Raw genomic sequence first — 19,852 nt, forward strand, 5'->3', positions numbered from 1 at the left:
GATGCGACTCGGACACTTGTGGTTCTTGTCACAGCGGCTTCCACTTGGCAGAGTCGGCACACGGACCGACCCGAGGGAGGTGCTGACCGTGACGTCCTCCGAGATCGTGGAGCTGCGCCGGGCGCTCGGCCAACTGCGCCACAGCGTCCGCGGGCTGCGCGCGCGGTACGGCGACGTGGCCGCGGTGCAGAGGCTGGCCAACGACGTCGAGCGCATGGACATCGACGCGACCGAGCTGGCGGAGCTGGACAGCACGCCCAGACCGCGCGAAGCGCTCCGGGTCGAGAGGGAGGTCGTCGTCGTCCCGGACACGCCGTACGACCCGGAGCTGTGGCACGACGCCGACGACGAAGGTCTCGGCGGCTACCGCAGCCACAGAACCTGAGCTGAGGAGAGGACCGGCCCCCGCGTGCGAACGCGGGGGCCGCTCCCGTTTTCGGCCCGGTGATGTGTCCCAGACCACAATGTGTCCCGCACCACAACGACGTGGAACGAGGTGAGGTATGAGGGCGCAGATCGCCCAGCGCACGTTGCGCACAGACCGGTGGTGGCTACCGCCGCTGGCGACGTTCGCGGGCCTGCTCCTGATTTCGATCTACGCGGCCGTGCGGACCTTCATGGGCGACTACTACTGGGTGGACGAGTACCGCTACCTGACGCCCATGTACTCGCCGTGCCTGACCGAGGAGTGCTTGCCCAACGCGGCGCACTTCGGCCGCCTGCTACCCGCGCTGCCGGGGTTCCTCACCCCGCCGGTGATCATCATCCCGTTCCTGCTCGGCTTCCGGGTGACCTGCTACTACTACCGCAAGGCGTACTACCGGGCGGCGTGGATGTCCCCGCCCGCGTGCGCGGTGGCCGAGCCCCACGCCAAGTACACCGGTGAGACCCGCTTCCCGCTCATCGCGCAGAACCTGCACCGGTACTTCTTCTACGCGGCGTCGCTCCTGCTGCTGATCAACGTCTACGACGCGGTCTTCGCGTTCACCACCGGCATCGGCCTCGGCAACATCGTGCTGCTGGCCAACGTGGCCCTGCTCGGCGCGTACACGCTGTCGTGCCACTCGTGCCGCCACATCGCGGGCGGGCGGCTGAAGCACTTCTCCAAGCACCCGGTCCGGTACTGGACGTGGACGCAGATCTCCAAGCTCAACGCCAAGCACATGCAGTTGGCGTGGGCCTCGCTCATCTTCGTCTGCGTCACGGACCTCTACGTCGCGCTGGTCGCCTCCGGGACGATCGCCGACCTCCGATTCGTCAACTGAGGAGTGGTTTTGCCCGAGCTGGAACGGCATTCGTTCGACGTGCTCGTGATCGGTGCCGGGGGTGCGGGGTTGCGCGCCGCGATCGAGGCCCGCGAACACGGGATGCGCACGGCGGTGCTGTGCAAGTCGTTGTTCGGCAAGGCGCACACGGTGATGGCCGAGGGCGGCATCGCGGCGGCCATGGGCAACGTGAACTCGAACGACAACTGGCAGGTGCACTTCCGCGACACCATGCGCGGCGGGAAGTTCCTGAACAACTGGCGGATGGCCGAGCTGCACGCCAAGGAGGCGCCCGACCGGGTCTGGGAGCTGGAGACCTACGGCGCGTTGTTCGACCGCACCAAGGACGGTCGGATCAGCCAGCGCAACTTCGGCGGCCACGAGTACCCGCGCCTCGCGCACGTCGGCGACCGCACCGGGCTGGAGCTGATCCGCAGCCTCCAGCAGAAGGTGGTCTCGCTCCAGCAGGACGACTACGTCGAGACCGGCGACTACGAGTCGCGGCTGAAGGTGTTCCAGGAGTTCACCGTCACGGACCTGGTGCTGGAGGACGGCCGGGTGGCCGGCGCGTTCGGCTACTGGCGCGAGTCGGGCCGGTTCGTGCTGTTCGAGGCGCCCGCCGTGGTGCTCGCGACCGGCGGCATCGGCAAGTCGTTCAAGGTCACGTCGAACTCGTGGGAGTACACCGGCGACGGCCACGCGCTGGCCCTGCGCGCGGGCGCGTCCCTGATCAACATGGAGTTCGTGCAGTTCCACCCGACCGGCATGGTCTGGCCGCCGTCGGTGAAGGGGATCCTGGTCACCGAGTCGGTCCGCGGTGACGGCGGCGTGCTGCGCAACTCCGACGGCAAGCGGTTCATGTTCGACTATATCCCCGAGGTGTTCAAGGACAAGTACGCCGACAACGAGGCCGAGGCCGACCGCTGGTACGCCGACCCCGGCAACAACCGGCGACCACCGGAGCTGCTGCCGCGCGACGAGGTGGCCAGGGCCATCAACTCCGAGGTCAAGGCCGGTCGCGGGTCCGAGCACGGCGGCGTGTTCCTGGACGTGTCGACGCGCCTGCCCGCCGAGGAGATCATGCGGCGGCTGCCGTCGATGCACCACCAGTTCAAGGAGCTGGCCGACGTCGACATCACCGCGCAGCCGATGGAGGTCGGGCCGACCTGCCACTACGTGATGGGCGGCGTGCAGGTCGACCCGGACACGGGCGCGTCGTCGGTGCCGGGGTTGTTCGCGGCGGGCGAGGTGTCCGGCGGGATGCACGGCTCGAACCGGCTGGGCGGCAACTCGTTGTCCGACCTGCTGGTGTTCGGCCGCCGTGCGGGCGCGGGCGCGTCGGACTACGTGACCGGGCTCCCCGCCCGGCCCGTGTGCTCGGACGAGGTGGTCGCCGAGGCGGAACGGACGGCCGTGGCGCCGTTCTCCGGTTCCGACGCGGGCGGCGAGAACCCGTACACGCTGCACATGGAGCTCCAGCAGGCGATGAACGACCTGGTCGGCATCATCCGCAAGGCCGAGGAGATGGACCGGGCCGTCGAGCGCCTGGAGGAGCTGAAGCGGCGGGCCGCGACCCTGGTGGTCGAGGGGCACCGGCAGTTCAACCCCGGCTGGCACCTGGCGCTCGACCTGCGGAACATGCTCGTGGTCAGCGAGTGCGTGGCGCGTGCCGCGCTGCTGCGCACGGAGAGCCGGGGCGGGCACACGCGGGACGACTACCCGGGGATGGACGCCGACTGGCGGCGCAAGCTGCTGGTGTGCACGCTGTCCGGCTCCTCGGTCCAGGTGGCGGAGGAGCCGCAGATCCCGATCCGGACGGACCTGCTGGCGTTGTTCGAGCACAGCGAGCTGCAGAAGTACCTGACCGCCGACGAGCTGGAGGGCTGACATGGGGTACCAGGGGCACTTCCGGGTGTGGCGCGGTTCGGACGAGGGCGGTGGCCTGGTGGACTTCACCGTCGAGGTCAACGAGGGCGAGGTCGTGCTCGACGTGATCCACCGGTTGCAGGCGACCCAGACTCCGGACCTCGCCGTGCGGTGGAACTGCAAGGCGGGCAAGTGCGGGTCGTGCTCGGCGGAGATCAACGGCAAGCCGAGGCTGTTGTGCATGACGCGGATGTCGGTGTTCGCGGAGGACGAGACGGTGACCGTGACGCCGATGCGCACGTTCCCGGTGATCCGCGACCTGGTCACGGACGTCTCGTACAACTACAAGAAGGCACGGGAGATCCCCGCGTTCAAGCCGCCGGCCGGCGTGGCGCCGGGGGAGTACCGGATGCAGCAGGTCGACGTGGAGCGCTCGCAGGAGTTCCGCAAGTGCATCGAGTGCTTCCTGTGCAACAACACGTGCCACGTCATCCGTGACCACGAGGAGAACAAGGAGTCGTTCGCCGGGCCGCGGTTCCTGATGCGGGTGGCCGAGCTGGAGATGCACCCGCTCGACGAGGCGGACCGCGTGCAGGAGGCGCAGTCGTCGCACGGCCTGGGGCTGTGCAACATCACGAAGTGCTGCACGGAGGTGTGCCCGGAGCACATCAAGATCACCGACAACGCGTTGATCCCGATGAAGGAACGCGTGGCCGACCGGCGTTACGACCCGATCGTGTGGCTGGGCAACAAGCTGTTCCGCAACAAGGCCTGACGACGGGCTCGTCGAGGTCCGCCCGCCCCGGGTGGGCGGACCTCTCAGGCCGGCGCTCCGGTCCTCAGGGGTCGGAGCGGGCGCCAGGTCACCGGCACGTCGCGCATCAGCAGCGCGCAGTCGAGCACCGCGCTGCCGGCCGGGAACCGCTCCTCGTCGTCGAAGAACGAGGAACGGACCTCCCGGACGTGCAGCGGCTCCACCCGCCACGCGTCCGTGCGGAGTTCCAGCCCGTCGAGGCGGTCGCCGCCGCGCGTGGCGGAGAAGCCGGCCGCGCCGTGCCGGAAGAAGTCCGACGCCTCGCCCAGGTCGGCGAACAGCTCGCTGCCCTCGAACTCGCGGGCGACCCGGACGTCCACGCTCACGCGCGTGGTGCCGTCGAGACCGGCGAAACCGACGTGCAGGTCCTGGGCCGTCTCCCGCACGTCGAACCGCGCGCGTTCGTGCTCACCGGGGAACAGCCGGCCGCCGACCAGGGCGTTGACCGCCGAACCGCTGTCACGGCGCGGGATGTAGACGCCCGTCCGGCGTCCCCCCGGACCGTCCCACTCGACCGCGACGCGGTGGGCGGCGTTCTCGCTGCGCAGCCCGAACGGCTCGGGAGCCCATCGGGGACGCGTCCGCCCGAGCCGGATGAGGCAGATCCCGGCGACCGCCCACGGACCGACCAGCTGGGGCCGCAGCCGCGCGGGCAGCAGGCGGGCGACGACGTCCGGCTCGACGCGGTAGTTCACCAGGAGGCGACGTTCCACGACACTGGCCAGCTCCGGCGACCTCACGTGATCAGCCCTCCTCCGCGGCACGTCGGCGGTGCCGGACGACCACCTGTTCGGGACAGACCGCGCTGAGGAACCTGCCGAGGTGCAACGCCAGCCGTTCGTCCACGAGCGAGTAGAAGATCCGGTTGGCCTCACGCCGCTCCCGGACCAGCCCGGCCGCTTTCAGCACGCCCAGGTGCCGCGAGATCGACGGCCCGCTGATCGGGAACCGGCCCGCGATCTCCCCGGCGGTGAGTTCGCCGGCGCGGAGGTCCTCCAGGATCTGCCGCCGGGTCGAGTCGGCCAGCGCCCGGAAGACGCCCGCCTCCTGGTCGGTTGCCACGCTGTCCATGCTCACTGTTTAGCACAGGAGCTAAACGGCTAACAACGAGCCTGGTCGGGACGTGGCCCGGCCGCGGCCGGTTCGCGCACTCCGCTCCGCCGAACGCCACGTCGCCGAACGTCGGGGATCAGGGTGGTGAGGCCGAGCACCGCGAGTCCCGCGCCCAGCCACAACGGCGCGCGCAGGCCGTGGTCGGTGATGAGCAGGCCGCCCAGCCACGAGCCGATGATGATGCCGAGCGTGATGAACGACCCGTGCACGGTGTTGACCAGCGCTCCGGTGTTGCCCCCGCGCTGGACGCGGGTGACCAGCGCCGGGTTCATCGTGACGCCGACCAGGCCGATGCCGAGCAGGCTGACCACGGTGGGTAGTTCGAGGTGGGCGAATAGGGCGAAGCCGGTGAGGAAGAGGGCGTTCAGGACCAGGCCCGCGGCGAGCGTCGGCAGCGCGTAGCGGTCGGCGAGCCGGCCGACCACGTGGTTCCCCAGCAACGTGGCCGCGCCGTAGGCGATGAGCAGCAACGGGACCGTGCCCGCGGCGAAGCCGGTGACCTCGGTCAGGATCGGGTTGGCGTAGCTGAACGCGGCGAACGTGGCGCCGATGACGAACGTGCTGGTGGACAGCACCAGCCACAGCTCCGGCCGGGCGACGGCACGCAGTTCGGCGCGCACGGTCGCGTCGCCGCTGACGCGGTCCAGTCGCGGCACGCCCGCGAACGTGCCGGCGGCGGCCACGACGGTGAGCGCCGCGATGGCCCAGAACGCCGCCCGCCAGCCGAGGTGCGCGCCGAGGAACGTGGCCAGCGGCAGGCCCAGGAGCGTGCCGAGCATCAGCCCGTTGAGGACGGTCGCGGTGGCCCGGCCGCGCAGGTTCTCCGCGACCAGGGCGGACGTGAGTGAGAGCGCCACGCCGAAGAACGCCTGGGACGCCGCGCCGGTGACGACCCGGGCCACGAGCATCACGCCGTAGTCGGTGGCGGTGGCGGCCAGGACGTTGCCGGCGAGGAAGACGGCGAACAGCGCCATCAGCGCGGGCTTGGGGCGCGACCGCAGCACCAGCACGGTGAGCAGCGGTCCGCCGACGGCCATCGCGGCGGCGAACGCCGTGATCAGGTAGCCGATCTCGGGGATGGTGACGTGCAGGCCGGCGGCCATCTGCGGCATCAGGCCGGCGACGACGAACTCGCTGGTGACCATGGCGAAGATGCCGAAGGCGAGCAGGTGGACGACGCGGGGCATTCCGGCGCTCCTATTTTGTATTGATCTGTCCAAAACGCGCCCGATCACGAGCCCGAGGACCTCCGGGTGTGCCTAGAGGGCTTCGAGGGCGGTGTTCGCGATGGCCTTCAACGTGGGGATGTCCGCGCCGCCCTGCCCGGCGACCCGGATGCCCGCGATGACCGCGTTGACGAACCGCGCCAGCTCGCCGGGCTCCCGGCCGGAGGTGAATCGGCCGTCCCGTCGACCGGCCGAGATGACGGCTTCGAGCGCGTCCAACCGGCGTCGCTGATCGAGTTCGATCAGGGCGGCGGCCTCTCGGTCCCGGCCGGCCAGTTCCACGGTGGTGTTCACGGTGAGGCACCCGATCCCGCGACCGTCACGCCGGTTCGCCACCTCGCCGTCGATGATCGCGTCGAAGAGGTCGCGCAGGCGGTCCTCAGGCTCCCGCGTCTCGTCTTCGAGCAGCGCGACCTGGTTGGCGGTCATCAGCTCGGTGTAGCGGATGAGGGCGCGCTTGAAGAGCTCGTGCTTGCTGGTGAACGTGTTGTAGATGCTGCTGCGGCCCAACCCGGTGGCGCGGCACAGGTCTTCGGTGGACGTGGCCTCGTAGCCGTTCAGCCAGAACGTGCGCATGGCGGCGTCGAGCGCCTGTTCCTCGTCGAACTGCCTGGGGCGGGGCACGGGGCTCACGGTAGCAGGTTTTGGACTGACCTATCCAGAACTGGCGAGCCGAGCCGCCACCCAGAAGAACACCTTGGGGTCGCCCAGCCCGGAGGCGGTGAGCCAGTCGGCCGCCGCTCGCGCCTGCGACTCGTCCTGGACGAGCCCCCACCGACCCGGACGGACACCGGTCGCCTCCCGCACGTCCGCGACCAGGCCGCCGAGGCACGTCCAGGTGTGCCAGGCGCCGCTGTCGTAGCCGAGCAGCTCGAACCCGAGCACGTCGGTCGCGAGGACGGGCTCGGCGCGGGCCAGGCGCGCCGGCAGGCTGCCCGCCGACACGTCCCAACCACCCTCGCGCACGTCCGCCAGCAAGGGCTCGACGTCCTGGGCGGCGATCCCGACCTCCAGCACGTACAGGTCGCTTCGCCCCTGCCGGGCCCGCGCGGCGGACGCCGGATCACCGAACCAGTCGTCCCAGTCGTTCGTCACGACCGTGGTGACGCAACCGCTCGCCGACACCAGCTCGCCTGCCGGCAGGCCGGCGTCCTGCCAGTCCCGCCGTGCGTCCCTTGACGCCACGCGGTAGCCGGCCAGGACGTGGTTCACCGGTCCCACCGCCGGCCGAACGCCGCCGGTTCGCCACCGTGCCCGATGCGCCCGGCCCACTGCTCGGGCCACGCGTCGAGGCCGTGGGTCGCGCCCGCGAACGCGCCGGCGAGGCCCGCGATCGAGGCCGAGTCGCCGGACGTCGTCGCGCCCCGCGCGTCCCCGTGCGCCAACCCCGACAACGACCCGCTCGCCCGCGTCACGGCGACATCGTAGGCGCCGACCGCGCCGGGAGCGCTGGTCACATCGGGCTGTGGGTGGGCAGCGGCTCTCGTCGTGCCAGCCAGTCACCCGGCACGCCCGTGCGGCAGGCCACGATCCCGCCCACCATCGCGGCCGTCGTGTCCATGTCACCGCCCGCTTCGACGCAGGCCGTGATGGCGGCCCGGTAGTCGTCGGCGTGCGTCGCGGCGACCCAGAGCACGAACGGCACGGAGTCCTGGGCGGTCGAGTGCGACCCGTTGCCCAACTCGTAGGCGGCTTCGGCGGTCGTGCGCCCCAGCAGCCGCCGCGCGTCCTCGACACCACGCCGCACCTGCCCGTCGTCCAAGCGGTCCAGCACCGCGTCGAACATCCCGGGACCGGGCACGGCCGCCGCCACGGCCACCGCCACCGCACCCGCGATCCCCTCCGGGTGCAGGTGCGTGACCTCCGCCGAGCGAACCGCCTGCGTCACCACGGCGTCGAGGTCGTCGGCGAAGAACGCGCCCAGCGGCGCGACCCGCATCGCCGCCCCGTTGCCGCAGGAACCCTCACCCCGGTAGGCCGTCGCCGCCGCCTCGCGCCACGGCACCCCGTCCCGGATGCGGTGCAACACCACCACCGCTCCGGGCCCGTACCCCCGGTACGGGTCGCAGTGCTCGGCGAACTCCCCGGCCAACCCCTCCTGGTCGACCTCGCCGTGCTCGCGCAACCAGGCCAGCAGCAGGCAGGCCATCTCGGTGTCGTCCGTCCACGGCCACGTCCCGTCGGGCAGCACGCCCGCGGCGAGGTCGGACCGCGAACGGCCGGGGACGAAGTACTGCGCGCCCAGGGCGTCGCCGACGGAGAGCCCGTCCACTGAACGTCGTGCGAGGTCGAAGGACATCACCGTGCAGCCTAGGTCCTTCCGGGCACGACAACGCCCGGACGGGGAGCGAACCCCGTCCGGGCGTCGGTGTTCCGGACGCTCAGCTGCAGCCCGAGGTGGAGCCGCAGCCCTCGCACAGGTAGCACGAGCCGGCCGGGCGCATCTTCGTGCCGCAGGTCATGCACAGCGGCGCGTCGGCGGTCGTGCCCAGGTGCAGTTCGAGCAGTTCCGTGGAGCTGCCCACCCGGATGTCCTGCGGCTTGGACTTCTTCTCCGCCGGAGCCGGCGTGGTGGACGCGGCCGCCGCGGGTGCGGCGTCGACCGACGTGCGCAGACCCTCCAGGTCCACGTCGGAGCCGGTGCCGTAGTCGTTGTTCACCTGCGCGGTGCGCTCGTCGGCGGTGAAGATGCCGAGCTGCGACCGCTTCTCGACCGGCAGGTAGTCCAGCGCCAGGCGGCGGAACAGGTAGTCCAGGACGCTGGTCGCGATCCGGACGTCCGGGTCGTCCGTCATGCCCGCCGGCTCGAAGCGCAGGTTCTGGAACTTCGAGACGTAGAACTCCAGCGGGATGCCGTACTGCAGGCCCACTGAGATGGACATGGAGAACGCGTCCATCACGCCCGCCAGCGTCGAGCCCTGCTTGCCCAGCTTGACGAAGATCTCGCCGAGGCCGTCGTCCGGGTACGAACCGGCGTGCAGGTAGCCCTCCGCGCCGCCGACGGTGAACGACACCGTCTGCGACGGGCGCTTCTTCGGCAGGCGCTTGCGCACCGGGCGGTACTCCACGACGGTCTCGGGCTTGGTCTCCGCGACGGCCGAGGACTTGGCCGACTTGCCCGCCGACAGCGGCTGGCCGACCTTGCAGTTGTCGCGGTAGATCGCCAGCGCCTTCAGGCCCAGCTTCCAGCCCTGGTAGTAGATCCCCTCGACCTCTTCGACGGTCGCCGTCTCCGGCATGTTCACCGTCTTGGAGATCGCGCCCGAGATGAACGGCTGCACCGCGGCCATCATCCGCACGTGGCCCATCGGCGCGATCGAGCGGTCGCCCATGGCGCAGTCGAAGACCTCGTAGTGCTCGGGCTTGAGGCCCGGCGCGTCCACCACGTGGCCGTGCTCGCCGATGTACTCGACGACCGCCTCGATCTGCTCCTGCTGGTAGCCCAGCGCCTGCAACGCGCGCGGCACGGTCTGGTTGACGATCTGCATCGAGCCGCCGCCGACCAGCTTCTTGAACTTCACCAGCGCCAGGTCGGGCTCGATGCCGGTGGTGTCGCAGTCCATCATCAGGCCGATGGTGCCGGTGGGCGCGAGCACGCTGGCCTGCGCGTTGCGCCAGCCGTTGCGGGCGCCGATGCGCTGGCACTCCTGCCACGCCTTGGTCGCGACCTTCTGCACCGCGCCGTCGTTCGCGCGGTACGTGCGCAGCATGTCGTTGGCGGCCGAGTGCTTGCGGATGACCCGCTGGTGCCCCTCGGCGTTGCGGGCGTAGCCCTCGTACGGGCCGACGATGCCCGCCAGCTCCGCGGACCGCTTGTACGCCACGGCCTGCATCAGGGACGTGATCGCGGCGGCCAGCGCGCGGCCACCCTCGGAGTCGTACGCGTGACCGGTCGCCATGAGCAGCGCGCCCAGGTTCGCGTAGCCGATGCCCAGCTGGCGGAACGCGCGGGTCGTCTCGCCGATCGCGGGCGTCGGGAAGTCCGCGAAGCAGATCGAGATGTCCATCGCGGTGATGATCAGCTCGACCGACTTGGCGAACAGCTCCGCGTTGAACGTGCCGTCGTCGGACAGGAACTTCATCAGGTTCAGCGACGCCAGGTTGCAGCTGGAGTTGTCCAGGTGCATGTACTCCGAGCACGGGTTCGAGGCCGTGATCCGGCCCGACTCCGGCGTGGTGTGCCAGTCGTTGATCGTGCCGTCGTACTGGATGCCCGGGTCGGCGCACTCCCACGCGGCCTGCGCCAGCTTGCGGAACAGGTCCTTCGCGTCGACGTGCTCGATGACCTCGCCGGTCTGGCGCGCGCGCAGGCCGAACTGCCCGCCGTTCTCGTAGGCGTGCATGAACTCGTCCGACACGCGGATCGAGTTGTTCGCGTTCTGGTACTGCACGGACACGATGTCCTTGCCGCCCAGGTCCATGTCGAACCCGGCGTCGCGCAGCGCGCGGACCTTGTCCTCTTCCCGCGCCTTGGTCTGGATGAACTCCTCGACGTCCGGGTGGTCGACGTCCAGCACGACCATCTTCGCCGCGCGGCGGGTCGCCCCACCGGACTTGATGGTGCCCGCGGACGCGTCGGCGCCGCGCATGAACGACACCGGGCCGGACGCCGTGCCGCCGGAGGACAGCAGCTCCTTGGACGACCGGATGCGCGAGAGGTTCAGGCCCGCGCCGGAGCCGCCCTTGAAGATCAGGCCCTCCTCGCGGTACCAGTTCAGGATCGACTCCATCGTGTCGTCGACCGACAGGATGAAGCACGCGCTGACCTGCTGCGGCGAGCTCGTGCCCACGTTGAACCAGACCGGCGAGTTGAAGCTGAACACCTGGTGCAGCAGCATCCAGGTCAGCTCGTGCTCGTAGATCTCGGCGTCCTCGGCGGTGGTGAAGTAGCCGTGCGTGACGCCCGCCTCGACGTAGGTCTTCACCACGCGGTCGATGAGCTGGCGCAGGCTGTGCTCGCGCTGCGGCGTGCCCACCGCGCCGCGGAAGTACTTGCTGGTGACGATGTTGGTGGCGTTGACCGACCAGAAGTCGGGGAACTCGACGCCCCGCTGCTCGAAGTTCACCGAGCCGTCGCGCCAGTTCGTCATGACGACGTCGCGGTGCTCCCAGGTGACCTCGTCGTAGGGGTGCGTGCCAGCGGTGGTGAAGACGCGCTCCACCTTCAGCTTGGCGTTCTTGTCCCCCGCACCGTTGCGGGTGGCCGTCTTCTTGCTGGAGCCACCGACGGTCTCCGTCATCCCGGGTCCCTCTCGTCTTGCTCGTCTTGGAAAGTTCACGTGCGCGACCACGTCCGGTCTCCCCGTCCGAGGCGGTCGCGGTTGTCCTGCGTCGCGTCCGCTCAGTCGTCCGTGCCCTGGGCGGTGCGAAGATCGGCGATCTCCTTCTCGAAGTCCTCGACGGACGAGAAGGAGCGGTAGACGCTGGCGAAGCGGAGGTACGCCACCTCGTCCAGCTCGCGCAGCGGGCCGAGGATGGCCAGGCCCACCTCGTGGCTGGGGATCTCGGCGACGCCGCCGGAGCGGATCGACTCCTCCACGCGCTGCGCCAGCTGCTGGAGGGCGTCCTCGTCGACGGGGCGGCCCTGGCACGCGCGGCGCACGCCGACGACGACCTTGTCGCGGCTGAACGGCTCGGTCACGCCGGAGCGCTTGACCACCGCGAGCACGGCCTCCTCGACCGTGGTGAAGCGGCGACCGCAGGCCGTGCACGACCGGCGGCGGCGGATGACCTGGCCCTCGTCGACCTCGCGGGAATCGACGACACGCGAGTCCGAGTTGCGGCAGAACGGGCATCGCACGGCTGGTCTCCCCCTCCCCTGGGCAGCATCCATCGCGTTAGCCCTGCTCGTCGGGAAAACCCCAACCTGTGGACTAACTACAACGGTGTAACCACTAGATGTAGGGGTCAACCTATGCCCAAGGCCCATGGCGCTGCAAGTCAGGACAGGGCGTGTCCCGTCACTCGGACGGAGGAATCGGACGGAGCCCCCGGAAACGCGCGAACCGCGCCCCCGGAGGTCGGGGAGCGCGGTTCACCCGGGCTGGGCGGTGGTCCTCAGCGGGTGCCGTGGGGGACGACCAGGGACTGGCCGGGGACGACGTCGGAGTTCGGGAGGGAGTTCAGCTCGCGGATGCGGGCCACCACGGCGTCGGGGTCGCTGGCGGGCGCGCTGCGCTCGGCCACGTCCCACAGCGACTCGCCCACCTGGACGTGCACCACGTTGGTGCGTTCGGGGACGGTGGTGGCGCCGGAGGAGTACAGGAACAGCAGGCTCAGCAAGCCGGCGAAGAGGGCCGCGGCCATCGCGTAACCGGTGAACTGGACGGCCGGGTGGCGGCGCGGCCGGGTCTCGCAGGCGATCGGCTCGGGCGCGGTCTGGCGCACGGCGAGCGGGCGGGGGCGGGTCGACGGGCGGCGGTTGTCCTTGTCGTGTACGTCGAACCGGCGGAGGACCCGTGGTCCGGGTCGCAATCCGGCGCCGCGGGCGACATCCTCGGCACCGGCGCCGTCGACCAGTTCGAAGCTGTTACGGGTGCCAATGACCACCGCCATGATGTCCTCCAACGCAGGTCATCCGATCATGATCGAACCTGTGTTCGATCGAACGTCCGTGCGAATGTGTACCACTTCACCGGGCGAAATCGCTAGGACACGCCGAGGTTTACTTCGAACAGGTGTTTGATCTGGACAAGGAACGCGACTACCGTCCACACGTGAAGATCGTCGGAGAAGCCGGCCTGGGCAATCGGGACCGGTGAGGAGGAAGCACCGTGGCACGCAAGACCACCGAAGACCCGCGCACCGCCGATGTGCCCTCCGCGCCCCCGCCGGCGGACATCGCGGGCAACGCCGGGCTCACCCTGCGCCAGCGCAAGGTGCTCGACGTGATCCGCGACTGGCTCGACCGGTTCGGCTACCCGCCCAGCGTGCGTGAGATCGGGGAGGCGGTCGGCCTGACCTCCACCTCCTCGGTCGCCCACCAGCTGCGCGCGCTGGAGCGGAAGGGGTACCTGCGGCGTGACCCGAACCGGCCGCGCGCGGTGGGCGTGCTGCCCGCGGAGATCGTGACCGGCCTCGACCCGGCGTCCAAGCCGACGCCCGCGTACGTGCCCATGCTGGGCCGCATCGCCGCCGGTGGGCCGATCCTGGCGGAAGAGGCCATCGAGGACGTGTTCCCCCTGCCGCGCGAGATCGTCGGCGAGGGCGACGTGTTCCTGCTGAGGGTCGTCGGCGACTCGATGGTGGACGCCGCCATCACCGACGGCGACTGGGTGGTCGTGCGCCAGCAGCCGACGGCGGACAACGGCGAGGTGGTGGCCGCGATGATCGACGGCGAGGCCACCGTGAAGACGTTCAAGCGCAAGGAGGACGGGCACGTGTGGCTGATGCCGCACAACGCGGCCTACCAGCCCATCCCCGGCGACGACGCGTCGATCCTGGGCAAGGTCGTCGCCGTCCTGCGCAGGCTCTGAGCAGCTGACCGCCGCTCACGCCCTGCGTCGGCGTGAGCGGCGCACCAGCGCGCCGACCAGCGCCAACGCGACCGCGCCGCCGCCCACCACCGGCCACGGCGACCGCGGTTCGGTGGCCGGGGGAGTGGCAGTGGTCCCCTCATCGGCCACCGGCGCGTCCTGCGTGGTGGTCGTCGGCGCGGGGGGCGGCACGGCCAACGCCGCCGCACCCGTCACCGCGCGCACGACCGACGACGTGCCGGCGCTGCCGAACTCGGACGCCGACAGCAGCGTGCCGTCCGGGTCGAACGCGATGGCCTCGCCCTGCGGCTCACCGGCCAGCGGCACCCGCACCGGGTCCGACTCCAGCGCCTCGGCCAGGTCGCCGTCCGGCACCGGGAACAGGTACGCGTCGGTGTAGGTCCGCAGCGCCGCCACCCGGCCGTCCCGGGACATCGCGCCACCCGTGACCAAGCGCGTCACCACGGAGTTCCGCAACGGTCCGCCGGCGGTGTCCGTCGTCTTGATCGACACCTGCGCCACCTGCTCCAGCGGCGTCGGCGCGTCCTCGCTCAGCCCGGACGCCGGCCGGTACACCAACGCCGATCCGATCGTTTCCTTCGTGACGATGTGCGGAATGCCGGAACCGTCGATCAACAATGCCTCGGCGTCGTGCTTTCCGTCAGGATACGTGAGTCGGTACAAACGCACGCCGCCGTCCGGTGAAACGGCGTGCAATGCCACGGTTTCGCGCGACTTTCCGTTGTCGCCGGTGTCCGCGAGCCACAAGGTTCCGTCAGGGGCCAATGCGAGGTCCTCGACGTCGAACGGGTTGTTCGGCGCGGTGATCGTGCGGGTGATCGCGCAGGTCCGGTCGAGCACCTGGACCCGCACCTGGCCGTTGTCGCTGTCGTTCACGGCGAACCACTGCCCGCCGTCGGACGCGAACCCGGACAGCTCCTCCAGCCGCTGGTCGGTGACCGCGCACAGATCGGCGACGGCCGGCTCCGCCGAAGCGGAACCGGCCGTCACCACCAGGCCCAGGACTACCAGCAGCGCTCGCAACGGATCAGGCGTGGCTTCCGTTCACGGCGAACTTCTCCAGCACGCCGGCCAGGTCCGGGCGGACCCGGGCGGACAGCTCGGTGCCCTCCTCGGTGTGCCGCTCCTTGAGCACCTCGCCCTCGCGGTGCACGCGCGCGACCAGCTCCCCCCGCGCGTACGGCACGAGCGCCTCGACCACGACCTCCTGCCGCGGCGTCATGGCCGCGATGCGCTCGCGCAGGTCGGCGATGCCCTCGCCGGTGTGCGCGGATACGAACACCGCCGTGGGGAACAGGTGCCGCAGCCGGGCGAGGCCGAGCTCGCCCACCGCGTCGACCTTGTTCACCACGAGCAGCTCGGTCGGCATCGCGTCGTCGCGCCGGGACGAGATCTCCCGGATCACCTCGCGCACCGCCACGACCTGCTTCTCCGGCATCGCGTCGGAGCCGTCGACCACGTGGACCAGCAGGTCCGCGTCGGCGACCTCCTCCAGCGTGGACCGGAACGCCTCGACCAGCTGGTGCGGCAGGTGCCGCACGAAGCCGACCGTGTCGGTCAACGTGTAGGGCAGGCCCTCGGGCGTCTCGGTGCGCCGCGTGGTGGGGTCGAGGGTCGCGAACAGCGCGTCCTGCACCAGCACCCCCGCGCCGGTCAGCGCGTTGAGCAGGCTGGACTTGCCCGCGTTCGTGTAACCCGCGATGGCGACGTTCGGCACCGAGTTGGCCACGCGGCGGTGCCGCTTGGTCTCCCGGGTGACGCTCATCCCGGCGATCTCGCGGCGCAGCTTGGAGATGCGCGCGCGGATGCGCCTGCGGTCGGTCTCGAGCTTGGTCTCACCGGGACCGCGCAGACCCACGCCGCCGTTGGCGCCGCCGGCACGGCCACCGGCCTGCCGGGACAGCGACGCGCCCCAACCGCGCAGGCGCGGCAGCAGGTACTGGAGCTGGGCCATCTCGACCTGCGCCTTGCCCTCGCGGGTGGATGCGTGCTGGGCGAAGATGTCGAGGATCAGCGCGGTGCGGTCGACGACCTTGACCTTGAGCTTCTCCTCCAGCTGCCGCAGCTGGCCGGGGGAGAGCTCGCCGTCGCAGATCACCGTGTCCGCGCCGGTCGCGATCACGACGTCGCGCAGCTCGTGGACCTTGCCGGAGCCGATGTAGGTGGCCGGGTCGGGCCGGTCGCGCCGCTGCACGAGGCCTTCCAGCACCTCGGAGCCGGCGGTCTCGGCGAGCAGGGCCAGTTCCGCCATGGAGGCGTCCGAATCGGCCGTCGTGCCCTCGGTCCACACGCCGACCAGCACGACCCGCTCCAACCGGAGTTGCCGGTACTCGACCTCGGTGACGTCCTCGAGCTCGGTGGACAACCCGGCTACGCGGCGCAGCGCGGCGCGCTCTTCGAGCGCCAGGTCGCCGGTGGACAGCTCGTCCTCGTGGTCGAGCCAGTCGTTGCCGTTGTACGTGTTTTCCGTCATTTGCCCTTCATCGTCCCACGGCACCCCTACCCGGACCGAGTGGTTAATCGCCTGGGTAGAGCGCCAGGTAGATCGCCACGCGTTCCCCGTCGGGGTGGGCCGGCTCGGTTGCCAGCTCATCCAACAACGTCTGGAGGCGCCGTTTTAGTTCCCCGCGGTCGACCCGGGCCACCAGCCGGAACTGGTTCATCGCGGCCGGGCCCACCTCCGCGACCTCGCTCAGGAACGCCTCGAACACGGCCTCGCTGGTCTCCTCGGGGTACGGGCTGCTGCCCTTGTGGAGCCGCCAGGACAGCCCCGTGGACCGGTACGGGATCTCCCGCGCGCCCCGGTTGCCGGTGCGCTCCTCCTGGGCCTCCAGGAAGCCCGTGGCGACGAGTTTGCGCACGTGGTGGAGGGTGGTGGCGGGGTCCTTGCCGAGCCGTTCGGCGATCTCCTTGTTGGTCAGCGCGCGGTCGTACGTGAGGCGGATGATGCGCAGCCGCACGGCCGAGGCCAGGGCGGCGGCCTCGGCGTCGGTCGCCGGACGTCGTTGCACCGGCACAGCCTAGACCGCCGCGGGATGAGTGATTGACAGTTTCCAATCACTCCCGCGACACTTCCGGGCGTGTCCCTCTGGTCTCATCGCGACTTCCGCCTGCTGTGGGCAGGCGACACCATCAGCCAGTTCGGCTCGACCATCGGCCGCACGGTGCTGCCGCTGCTCGCGGTGGGCGCGCTGGCCGCCACGCCGTTCGAGATGGGCGTGCTGTCGGCGGCGGGCACGGCGGCGTTCCTGCTGATCGGGCTGCCCGCCGGGGTCTGGGTGGACCGGCTGCGCCGCCGCCCGGTGATGCTCGTGGCCGACTTCACCCGGGTCGCCCTGCTGCTGTCGGTCCCGCTGGCCTGGTGGCTGGGCGTGCTCACGCTGCCGCACCTGGTCGTGGTCGCGCTGCTGGTCGGCGCGGCCACCGTCATGTTCGACATCGCCTACCAGTCGTACCTGCCCGCGCTGGTCGGCCGGGAGCAGCTGGTCGAGGGCAACTCGAAGCTGGAGGCCAGCCGGGCGGTGGCGGAGGTGTCGGGGCCCGCCGTGGCCGGTGGCGTCGCCCAGGCGGTCGGCGCGGCCGTGGGCGTGCTCGGCACCGCGGTCGGCTACCTGGCCTCGGCGTTGTTCCTGCTGCGCATCCGCACGGAGGAGCCGCCGCCCCGCAAGCCGGACAAGCCCGGTCTGGCGCACGAGATCGCCGAAGGCCTGCGGTTCGTCTTCGGCAACCGGTCGCTGCGCGCGATCGTCGGCTGCACGGGCACCGCGAACTTCTTCGGCGGCATGGCCGCGGCCGTGCTGGTGCTGTTCCTGGTGCGCGGGCTCGGCCTGTCGGACGGCGTGGTCGGCCTGGTCCTCAGCGCGGCGGGCGTGGGCGGCGTGCTGGGCGCGCTGACCGCGAACCGGTGGAACGCCCGCTTCGGCCAGACCACCGTGATCTGGCTGTCCGGCCTGGTCACGTGGCCGTTGGGGGTTCTCGTGCCGTTGGGCGCGGCGGACTGGCGGATCGGGTTCCTGATCGTCGGCGAGGCCGCGGTCGCGTACGGGGCGACGGTCTACAACATCGCCCAGGTCAGCTACCGGCAGTCCCTCTGCCCGGACCACCTGCTCGGCCGGATGAACGCCAGCATCCGGTTCGTGGTGTGGGGCTCGATGCCGATCGGCGGGCTGCTGGGCGGCGTGCTCGGCGGCGGCATCGGCGTCACGGCCACGCTGTGGGTGGCCATGACGGGGCAGGCCCTGTCGGTGCTGTGGGTGGTGTTGTCGCCGCTGAGGAGCCGCGATGCCGTGACCGCCTGACTCGGGCTCGCCCATCGTGCGGTCGCGAGGGTGCTGTCCGTCCTTCGGGTGGTCCTGTCACCGCTGCGGTCGATGCGGGACGTGCCGGTGATCACTAGCGTCGACCGGCATGGCTGACACCACCGTGCTGCGCGAAGGTCTCCGGTTCGGCGAGGGTCCGCGGCAGGGGCCCGACGGCAGGCTCTACTACTCGGACTTCTACGACCACGAGGTCCGCGCCCTCGACCTGGCCTCGGGGGAGGAGGAGGTCGTCTGCGAGGTGCCGGGGCAGCCGTCGGGCCTGGGCTGGCTGCCGGACGGGCGGCTGCTCGTGGTGTCGATGCGGGACCGCAAGGTGCTGCGGCTGGAGCCGGACGGCCTGGTCGAGCACGCCGACCTCACCGGCGTCGCCACCTTCCACGCCAACGACATGCTGGTGGACGCGCACGGCCGCGCGTACGTCGGCAACTTCGGCTTCGACCTGCACGCCGCCCTCGCGTCGGGCGGCGAGGCGGCGATGCTGGAGCCGGGCTGGGTCGCGCCCGGCACGCCGTTGGCGCTGGTCGAACCAGACGGGACGGTCGGGGTGGCCGCCGAGGACCTGAAGTTCCCGAACGGAACCGGGCTGCTGCCCGACGGCAGGCTCGTCATCGCCGAGACGCTGGCGTTCGGCCTGACCTCGTTCGCCGTGGCCGAGGACGGCTCGCTGGCCGACCGGCGGGTCTTCGCGTCGCTGCGCGAGCACGGCATCGCGCCGGACGGCATCGCGGTGGACGCCGAGGGCGGCGTGTGGGTCGCGCCCGCGCTCCAGCCGTTCGCGTTCCGGGTCGAGGAGGGCGGCCGGATCACCCGGAAGGTGGAGACCAGCCGGCTCTGCTTCGCCGTCGCGATCGTCGGGGACCAGCTGGTCTGCTGCACCGCGCCCAGCTCGCAGCCCGAGGTGGTGTCCGAGGCGAGGCTGGGCAGGCTGGAGGTGTTCGCGCTCTAGAGCGCGTCCCACCACGCCTGGTCGAGCTCCCCGCGGGCCGGCAGCGCGGCCGGGCCGGTGAGCGTGGAGCCGTCCTCCTCGATCACCACGGACACCCGTCCACCCGGAACGTCCACAGTGGCCTTGCCGGTGCGCCGACCGGCCCCGTACAGCCACGACGCCACCGAGGCCACCGTGCCCGTGCCGCACGACCGGGTCTCGCCGACGCCGCGCTCGTGCACCCGCATCCGGAGCACGCCCTCGTCCAGCACGTTGATGAACTCGACGTTCACGCCGTGCGGGAACTGCACCGGGTCGTGGCCGGGCGGCAGCTTCAGGTCGAGCTCCGCCACCGGCACCTCGGTCACGCACGCCAGGTGCGGGTTGCCGACGTCCACCGCGACACCGCCGAACGCGCTGCCGCCGACCGTGGCCGTGCCGGTGCCGGTGACCAGCACGCGCCCCATGTCCGCGGTCACCGTGCCGTCGTCGTGCACGACGACCTGCCGCTCGCCCGCCCGCGTGCCGATGGTGAACTCACCCGACGGCACCAACCCGGCCTCGACCAGGTACTTCGAGAAGACGCGCATCCCGTTGCCGCACATCTCGGCGATCGAGCCGTCGGCGTTGCGGTAGTCCATGAACCACGGGCCGAAGTCGGGCCGGACGACCCGCAGCACGCCGTCCGCGCCCAGACCGCGCCTCCGGTCGCACAGCGCGCGCACGCGCGACTCGGTCAGGTCCAGCGCGCTGTCCGGGTCGGGCAGCACGACGAAATCGTTCTCGGTGCCGTGACCCTTGAGAAACTCGACTCCCACGGGCACCAGG

21 protein-coding genes are annotated in these 19,852 nt (G+C 71.0%); 7 read left to right on the forward strand and 14 right to left on the reverse strand.

What is annotated here, in order from left to right; all coding sequences use genetic code 11:
* Nucleotides 1-88 precede the first annotated feature (88 nt).
* From ACQPYE_RS08880 to ACQPYE_RS08895, 4 genes are all read left to right on the forward strand, one after another.
* Nucleotides 89-385 (forward strand): Rv0250c family protein, encoded by a 297-nt coding sequence (locus ACQPYE_RS08880; RefSeq protein ID WP_498720502.1) that lies wholly within the window; start codon nucleotides 89-91, stop codon nucleotides 383-385.
* Nucleotides 386-503: 118 nt separating this feature from the next.
* Nucleotides 504-1,265, forward strand: a complete 762-nt coding sequence (sdhC, locus tag ACQPYE_RS08885; RefSeq protein ID WP_498720503.1) for a succinate dehydrogenase subunit SdhC — start codon at nucleotides 504-506, stop codon at nucleotides 1,263-1,265.
* A gap of 9 nt (nucleotides 1,266-1,274) precedes the next feature.
* Complete coding sequence (locus tag ACQPYE_RS08890) at nucleotides 1,275-3,152, forward strand: fumarate reductase/succinate dehydrogenase flavoprotein subunit (RefSeq protein WP_498720504.1); 1,878 nt, start codon at nucleotides 1,275-1,277, stop codon at nucleotides 3,150-3,152.
* A gap of 1 nt (nucleotide 3,153) precedes the next feature.
* Nucleotides 3,154-3,906: a succinate dehydrogenase/fumarate reductase iron-sulfur subunit gene (locus tag ACQPYE_RS08895; protein ID WP_498720506.1), complete on the forward strand. Its 753-nt coding sequence runs from the start codon at nucleotides 3,154-3,156 to the stop codon at nucleotides 3,904-3,906.
* Between the two features lie 44 nt (nucleotides 3,907-3,950).
* On the opposite strand, the gene ACQPYE_RS08900 is transcribed toward ACQPYE_RS08895, so the two are convergent.
* The 10 genes from ACQPYE_RS08900 to ACQPYE_RS08945 all read right to left on the reverse strand — a co-directional run bounded on the left by ACQPYE_RS08900 (nucleotide 3,951) and on the right by ACQPYE_RS08945 (nucleotide 12,839).
* Nucleotides 3,951-4,685, reverse strand: a complete 735-nt coding sequence (locus ACQPYE_RS08900; protein ID WP_498720508.1) for a DUF2071 domain-containing protein — start codon at nucleotides 4,683-4,685, stop codon at nucleotides 3,951-3,953.
* Nucleotides 4,686-4,689: 4 nt separating this feature from the next.
* Complete coding sequence (locus ACQPYE_RS08905; RefSeq protein ID WP_498720509.1) at nucleotides 4,690-5,016, reverse strand: metalloregulator ArsR/SmtB family transcription factor; 327 nt, start codon at nucleotides 5,014-5,016, stop codon at nucleotides 4,690-4,692.
* A gap of 29 nt (nucleotides 5,017-5,045) precedes the next feature.
* The gene (locus ACQPYE_RS08910) at nucleotides 5,046-6,245 is read right to left on the reverse strand and encodes an MFS transporter (RefSeq protein ID WP_498720510.1); all 1,200 of its coding nucleotides are present in this window, start codon (nucleotides 6,243-6,245) and stop codon (nucleotides 5,046-5,048) included.
* Nucleotides 6,246-6,317: 72 nt separating this feature from the next.
* On the reverse strand, nucleotides 6,318-6,908 hold the full coding sequence (locus ACQPYE_RS08915) for a TetR/AcrR family transcriptional regulator (protein ID WP_498720512.1): 591 nt from the start codon (nucleotides 6,906-6,908) through the stop codon (nucleotides 6,318-6,320).
* 30 nt (nucleotides 6,909-6,938) lie between these two features.
* Nucleotides 6,939-7,496 carry a hypothetical protein gene (locus tag ACQPYE_RS08920; RefSeq protein ID WP_498720513.1) on the reverse strand — a complete coding sequence of 186 codons (558 nt, stop codon included), beginning with the start codon at nucleotides 7,494-7,496 and terminating at the stop codon, nucleotides 6,939-6,941.
* Nucleotides 7,493-7,699: a hypothetical protein gene (locus tag ACQPYE_RS08925; protein ID WP_498720515.1), complete on the reverse strand. Its 207-nt coding sequence runs from the start codon at nucleotides 7,697-7,699 to the stop codon at nucleotides 7,493-7,495. Before ACQPYE_RS08925 ends, ACQPYE_RS08920 begins: the two co-directional genes overlap by 4 nt.
* Nucleotides 7,700-7,737: 38 nt before the next feature.
* Nucleotides 7,738-8,583 (reverse strand): ADP-ribosylglycohydrolase family protein, encoded by an 846-nt coding sequence (locus ACQPYE_RS08930; RefSeq protein WP_498720516.1) that lies wholly within the window; start codon nucleotides 8,581-8,583, stop codon nucleotides 7,738-7,740.
* Between the two features lie 82 nt (nucleotides 8,584-8,665).
* Nucleotides 8,666-11,524 carry a vitamin B12-dependent ribonucleotide reductase gene (locus tag ACQPYE_RS08935; protein WP_498720518.1) on the reverse strand — a complete coding sequence of 953 codons (2,859 nt, stop codon included), beginning with the start codon at nucleotides 11,522-11,524 and terminating at the stop codon, nucleotides 8,666-8,668.
* 101 nt (nucleotides 11,525-11,625) lie between these two features.
* Nucleotides 11,626-12,084, reverse strand: coding sequence for a transcriptional regulator NrdR (gene nrdR / locus ACQPYE_RS08940; protein WP_123743391.1), 459 nt, complete (start codon nucleotides 12,082-12,084; stop codon nucleotides 11,626-11,628).
* A 257-nt stretch (nucleotides 12,085-12,341) separates the two neighbouring features.
* Nucleotides 12,342-12,839: a LysM peptidoglycan-binding domain-containing protein gene (locus ACQPYE_RS08945; RefSeq protein WP_498720519.1), complete on the reverse strand. Its 498-nt coding sequence runs from the start codon at nucleotides 12,837-12,839 to the stop codon at nucleotides 12,342-12,344.
* 218 nt (nucleotides 12,840-13,057) lie between these two features.
* Here ACQPYE_RS08945 and lexA point away from each other — a divergent pair, with 218 nt between their 5' ends.
* On the forward strand, nucleotides 13,058-13,759 hold the full coding sequence (gene lexA / locus ACQPYE_RS08950) for a transcriptional repressor LexA (RefSeq protein WP_498720520.1): 702 nt from the start codon (nucleotides 13,058-13,060) through the stop codon (nucleotides 13,757-13,759).
* Between the two features lie 15 nt (nucleotides 13,760-13,774).
* Here lexA and ACQPYE_RS08955 read toward each other — a convergent pair whose 3' ends face one another.
* Genes ACQPYE_RS08955 through ACQPYE_RS08965 form a run of 3 tightly spaced genes read right to left on the reverse strand, consistent with a single transcriptional unit; the run spans nucleotide 13,775 to nucleotide 16,797 of the window.
* Nucleotides 13,775-14,803: a hypothetical protein gene (locus ACQPYE_RS08955; protein ID WP_498720522.1), complete on the reverse strand. Its 1,029-nt coding sequence runs from the start codon at nucleotides 14,801-14,803 to the stop codon at nucleotides 13,775-13,777.
* Nucleotides 14,804-14,807: 4 nt separating this feature from the next.
* Complete coding sequence (gene hflX / locus ACQPYE_RS08960) at nucleotides 14,808-16,253, reverse strand: GTPase HflX (protein ID WP_498720523.1); 1,446 nt, start codon at nucleotides 16,251-16,253, stop codon at nucleotides 14,808-14,810.
* Nucleotides 16,254-16,296: 43 nt separating this feature from the next.
* Nucleotides 16,297-16,797, reverse strand: coding sequence for an ArsR/SmtB family transcription factor (locus tag ACQPYE_RS08965; RefSeq protein WP_498720524.1), 501 nt, complete (start codon nucleotides 16,795-16,797; stop codon nucleotides 16,297-16,299).
* Between the two features lie 63 nt (nucleotides 16,798-16,860).
* Here ACQPYE_RS08965 and ACQPYE_RS08970 point away from each other — a divergent pair, with 63 nt between their 5' ends.
* Nucleotides 16,861-18,078: an MFS transporter gene (locus ACQPYE_RS08970; RefSeq protein ID WP_498720525.1), complete on the forward strand. Its 1,218-nt coding sequence runs from the start codon at nucleotides 16,861-16,863 to the stop codon at nucleotides 18,076-18,078.
* A 109-nt stretch (nucleotides 18,079-18,187) separates the two neighbouring features.
* On the forward strand, nucleotides 18,188-19,045 hold the full coding sequence (locus ACQPYE_RS08975; RefSeq protein ID WP_498720526.1) for an SMP-30/gluconolactonase/LRE family protein: 858 nt from the start codon (nucleotides 18,188-18,190) through the stop codon (nucleotides 19,043-19,045).
* Here the strand turns inward: ACQPYE_RS08975 and dapF are convergent.
* On the reverse strand, nucleotides 19,042-19,842 hold the full coding sequence (gene dapF / locus ACQPYE_RS08980) for a diaminopimelate epimerase (RefSeq protein ID WP_498720527.1): 801 nt from the start codon (nucleotides 19,840-19,842) through the stop codon (nucleotides 19,042-19,044). The two genes, ACQPYE_RS08975 and dapF, sit on opposite strands and share 4 nt — an antisense overlap.
* Nucleotides 19,843-19,852: the final 10 nt, after the last annotated feature.

The organism is Actinosynnema sp. CA-299493 (assembly GCF_050946825.1).
In the GTDB taxonomy this organism is placed as follows: domain Bacteria; phylum Actinomycetota; class Actinomycetes; order Mycobacteriales; family Pseudonocardiaceae; genus Actinosynnema.

What these genes read in the sequence shown, in the direction of transcription:
- sdhC (WP_498720503.1), top strand. Translation starts at nt 504, where the DNA reads ATGAGGGCGCAGATCGCCCAGCGCACGTTGCGCACAGACCGGTGGTGG.
- ACQPYE_RS08895 (WP_498720506.1), top strand. Translation starts at nt 3,154, where the DNA reads ATGGGGTACCAGGGGCACTTCCGGGTGTGGCGCGGTTCGGACGAGGGC.
- ACQPYE_RS08905 (WP_498720509.1), bottom strand. Translation starts at nt 5,016, where the DNA reads ATGGACAGCGTGGCAACCGACCAGGAGGCGGGCGTCTTCCGGGCGCTG.
- ACQPYE_RS08910 (WP_498720510.1), bottom strand. Translation starts at nt 6,245, where the DNA reads ATGCCCCGCGTCGTCCACCTGCTCGCCTTCGGCATCTTCGCCATGGTC.
- ACQPYE_RS08930 (WP_498720516.1), bottom strand. Translation starts at nt 8,583, where the DNA reads ATGTCCTTCGACCTCGCACGACGTTCAGTGGACGGGCTCTCCGTCGGC.
- ACQPYE_RS08935 (WP_498720518.1), bottom strand. Translation starts at nt 11,524, where the DNA reads ATGACGGAGACCGTCGGTGGCTCCAGCAAGAAGACGGCCACCCGCAAC.
- ACQPYE_RS08945 (WP_498720519.1), bottom strand. Translation starts at nt 12,839, where the DNA reads ATGGCGGTGGTCATTGGCACCCGTAACAGCTTCGAACTGGTCGACGGC.
- hflX (WP_498720523.1), bottom strand. Translation starts at nt 16,253, where the DNA reads ATGACGGAAAACACGTACAACGGCAACGACTGGCTCGACCACGAGGAC.
- ACQPYE_RS08975 (WP_498720526.1), top strand. Translation starts at nt 18,188, where the DNA reads ATGGCTGACACCACCGTGCTGCGCGAAGGTCTCCGGTTCGGCGAGGGT.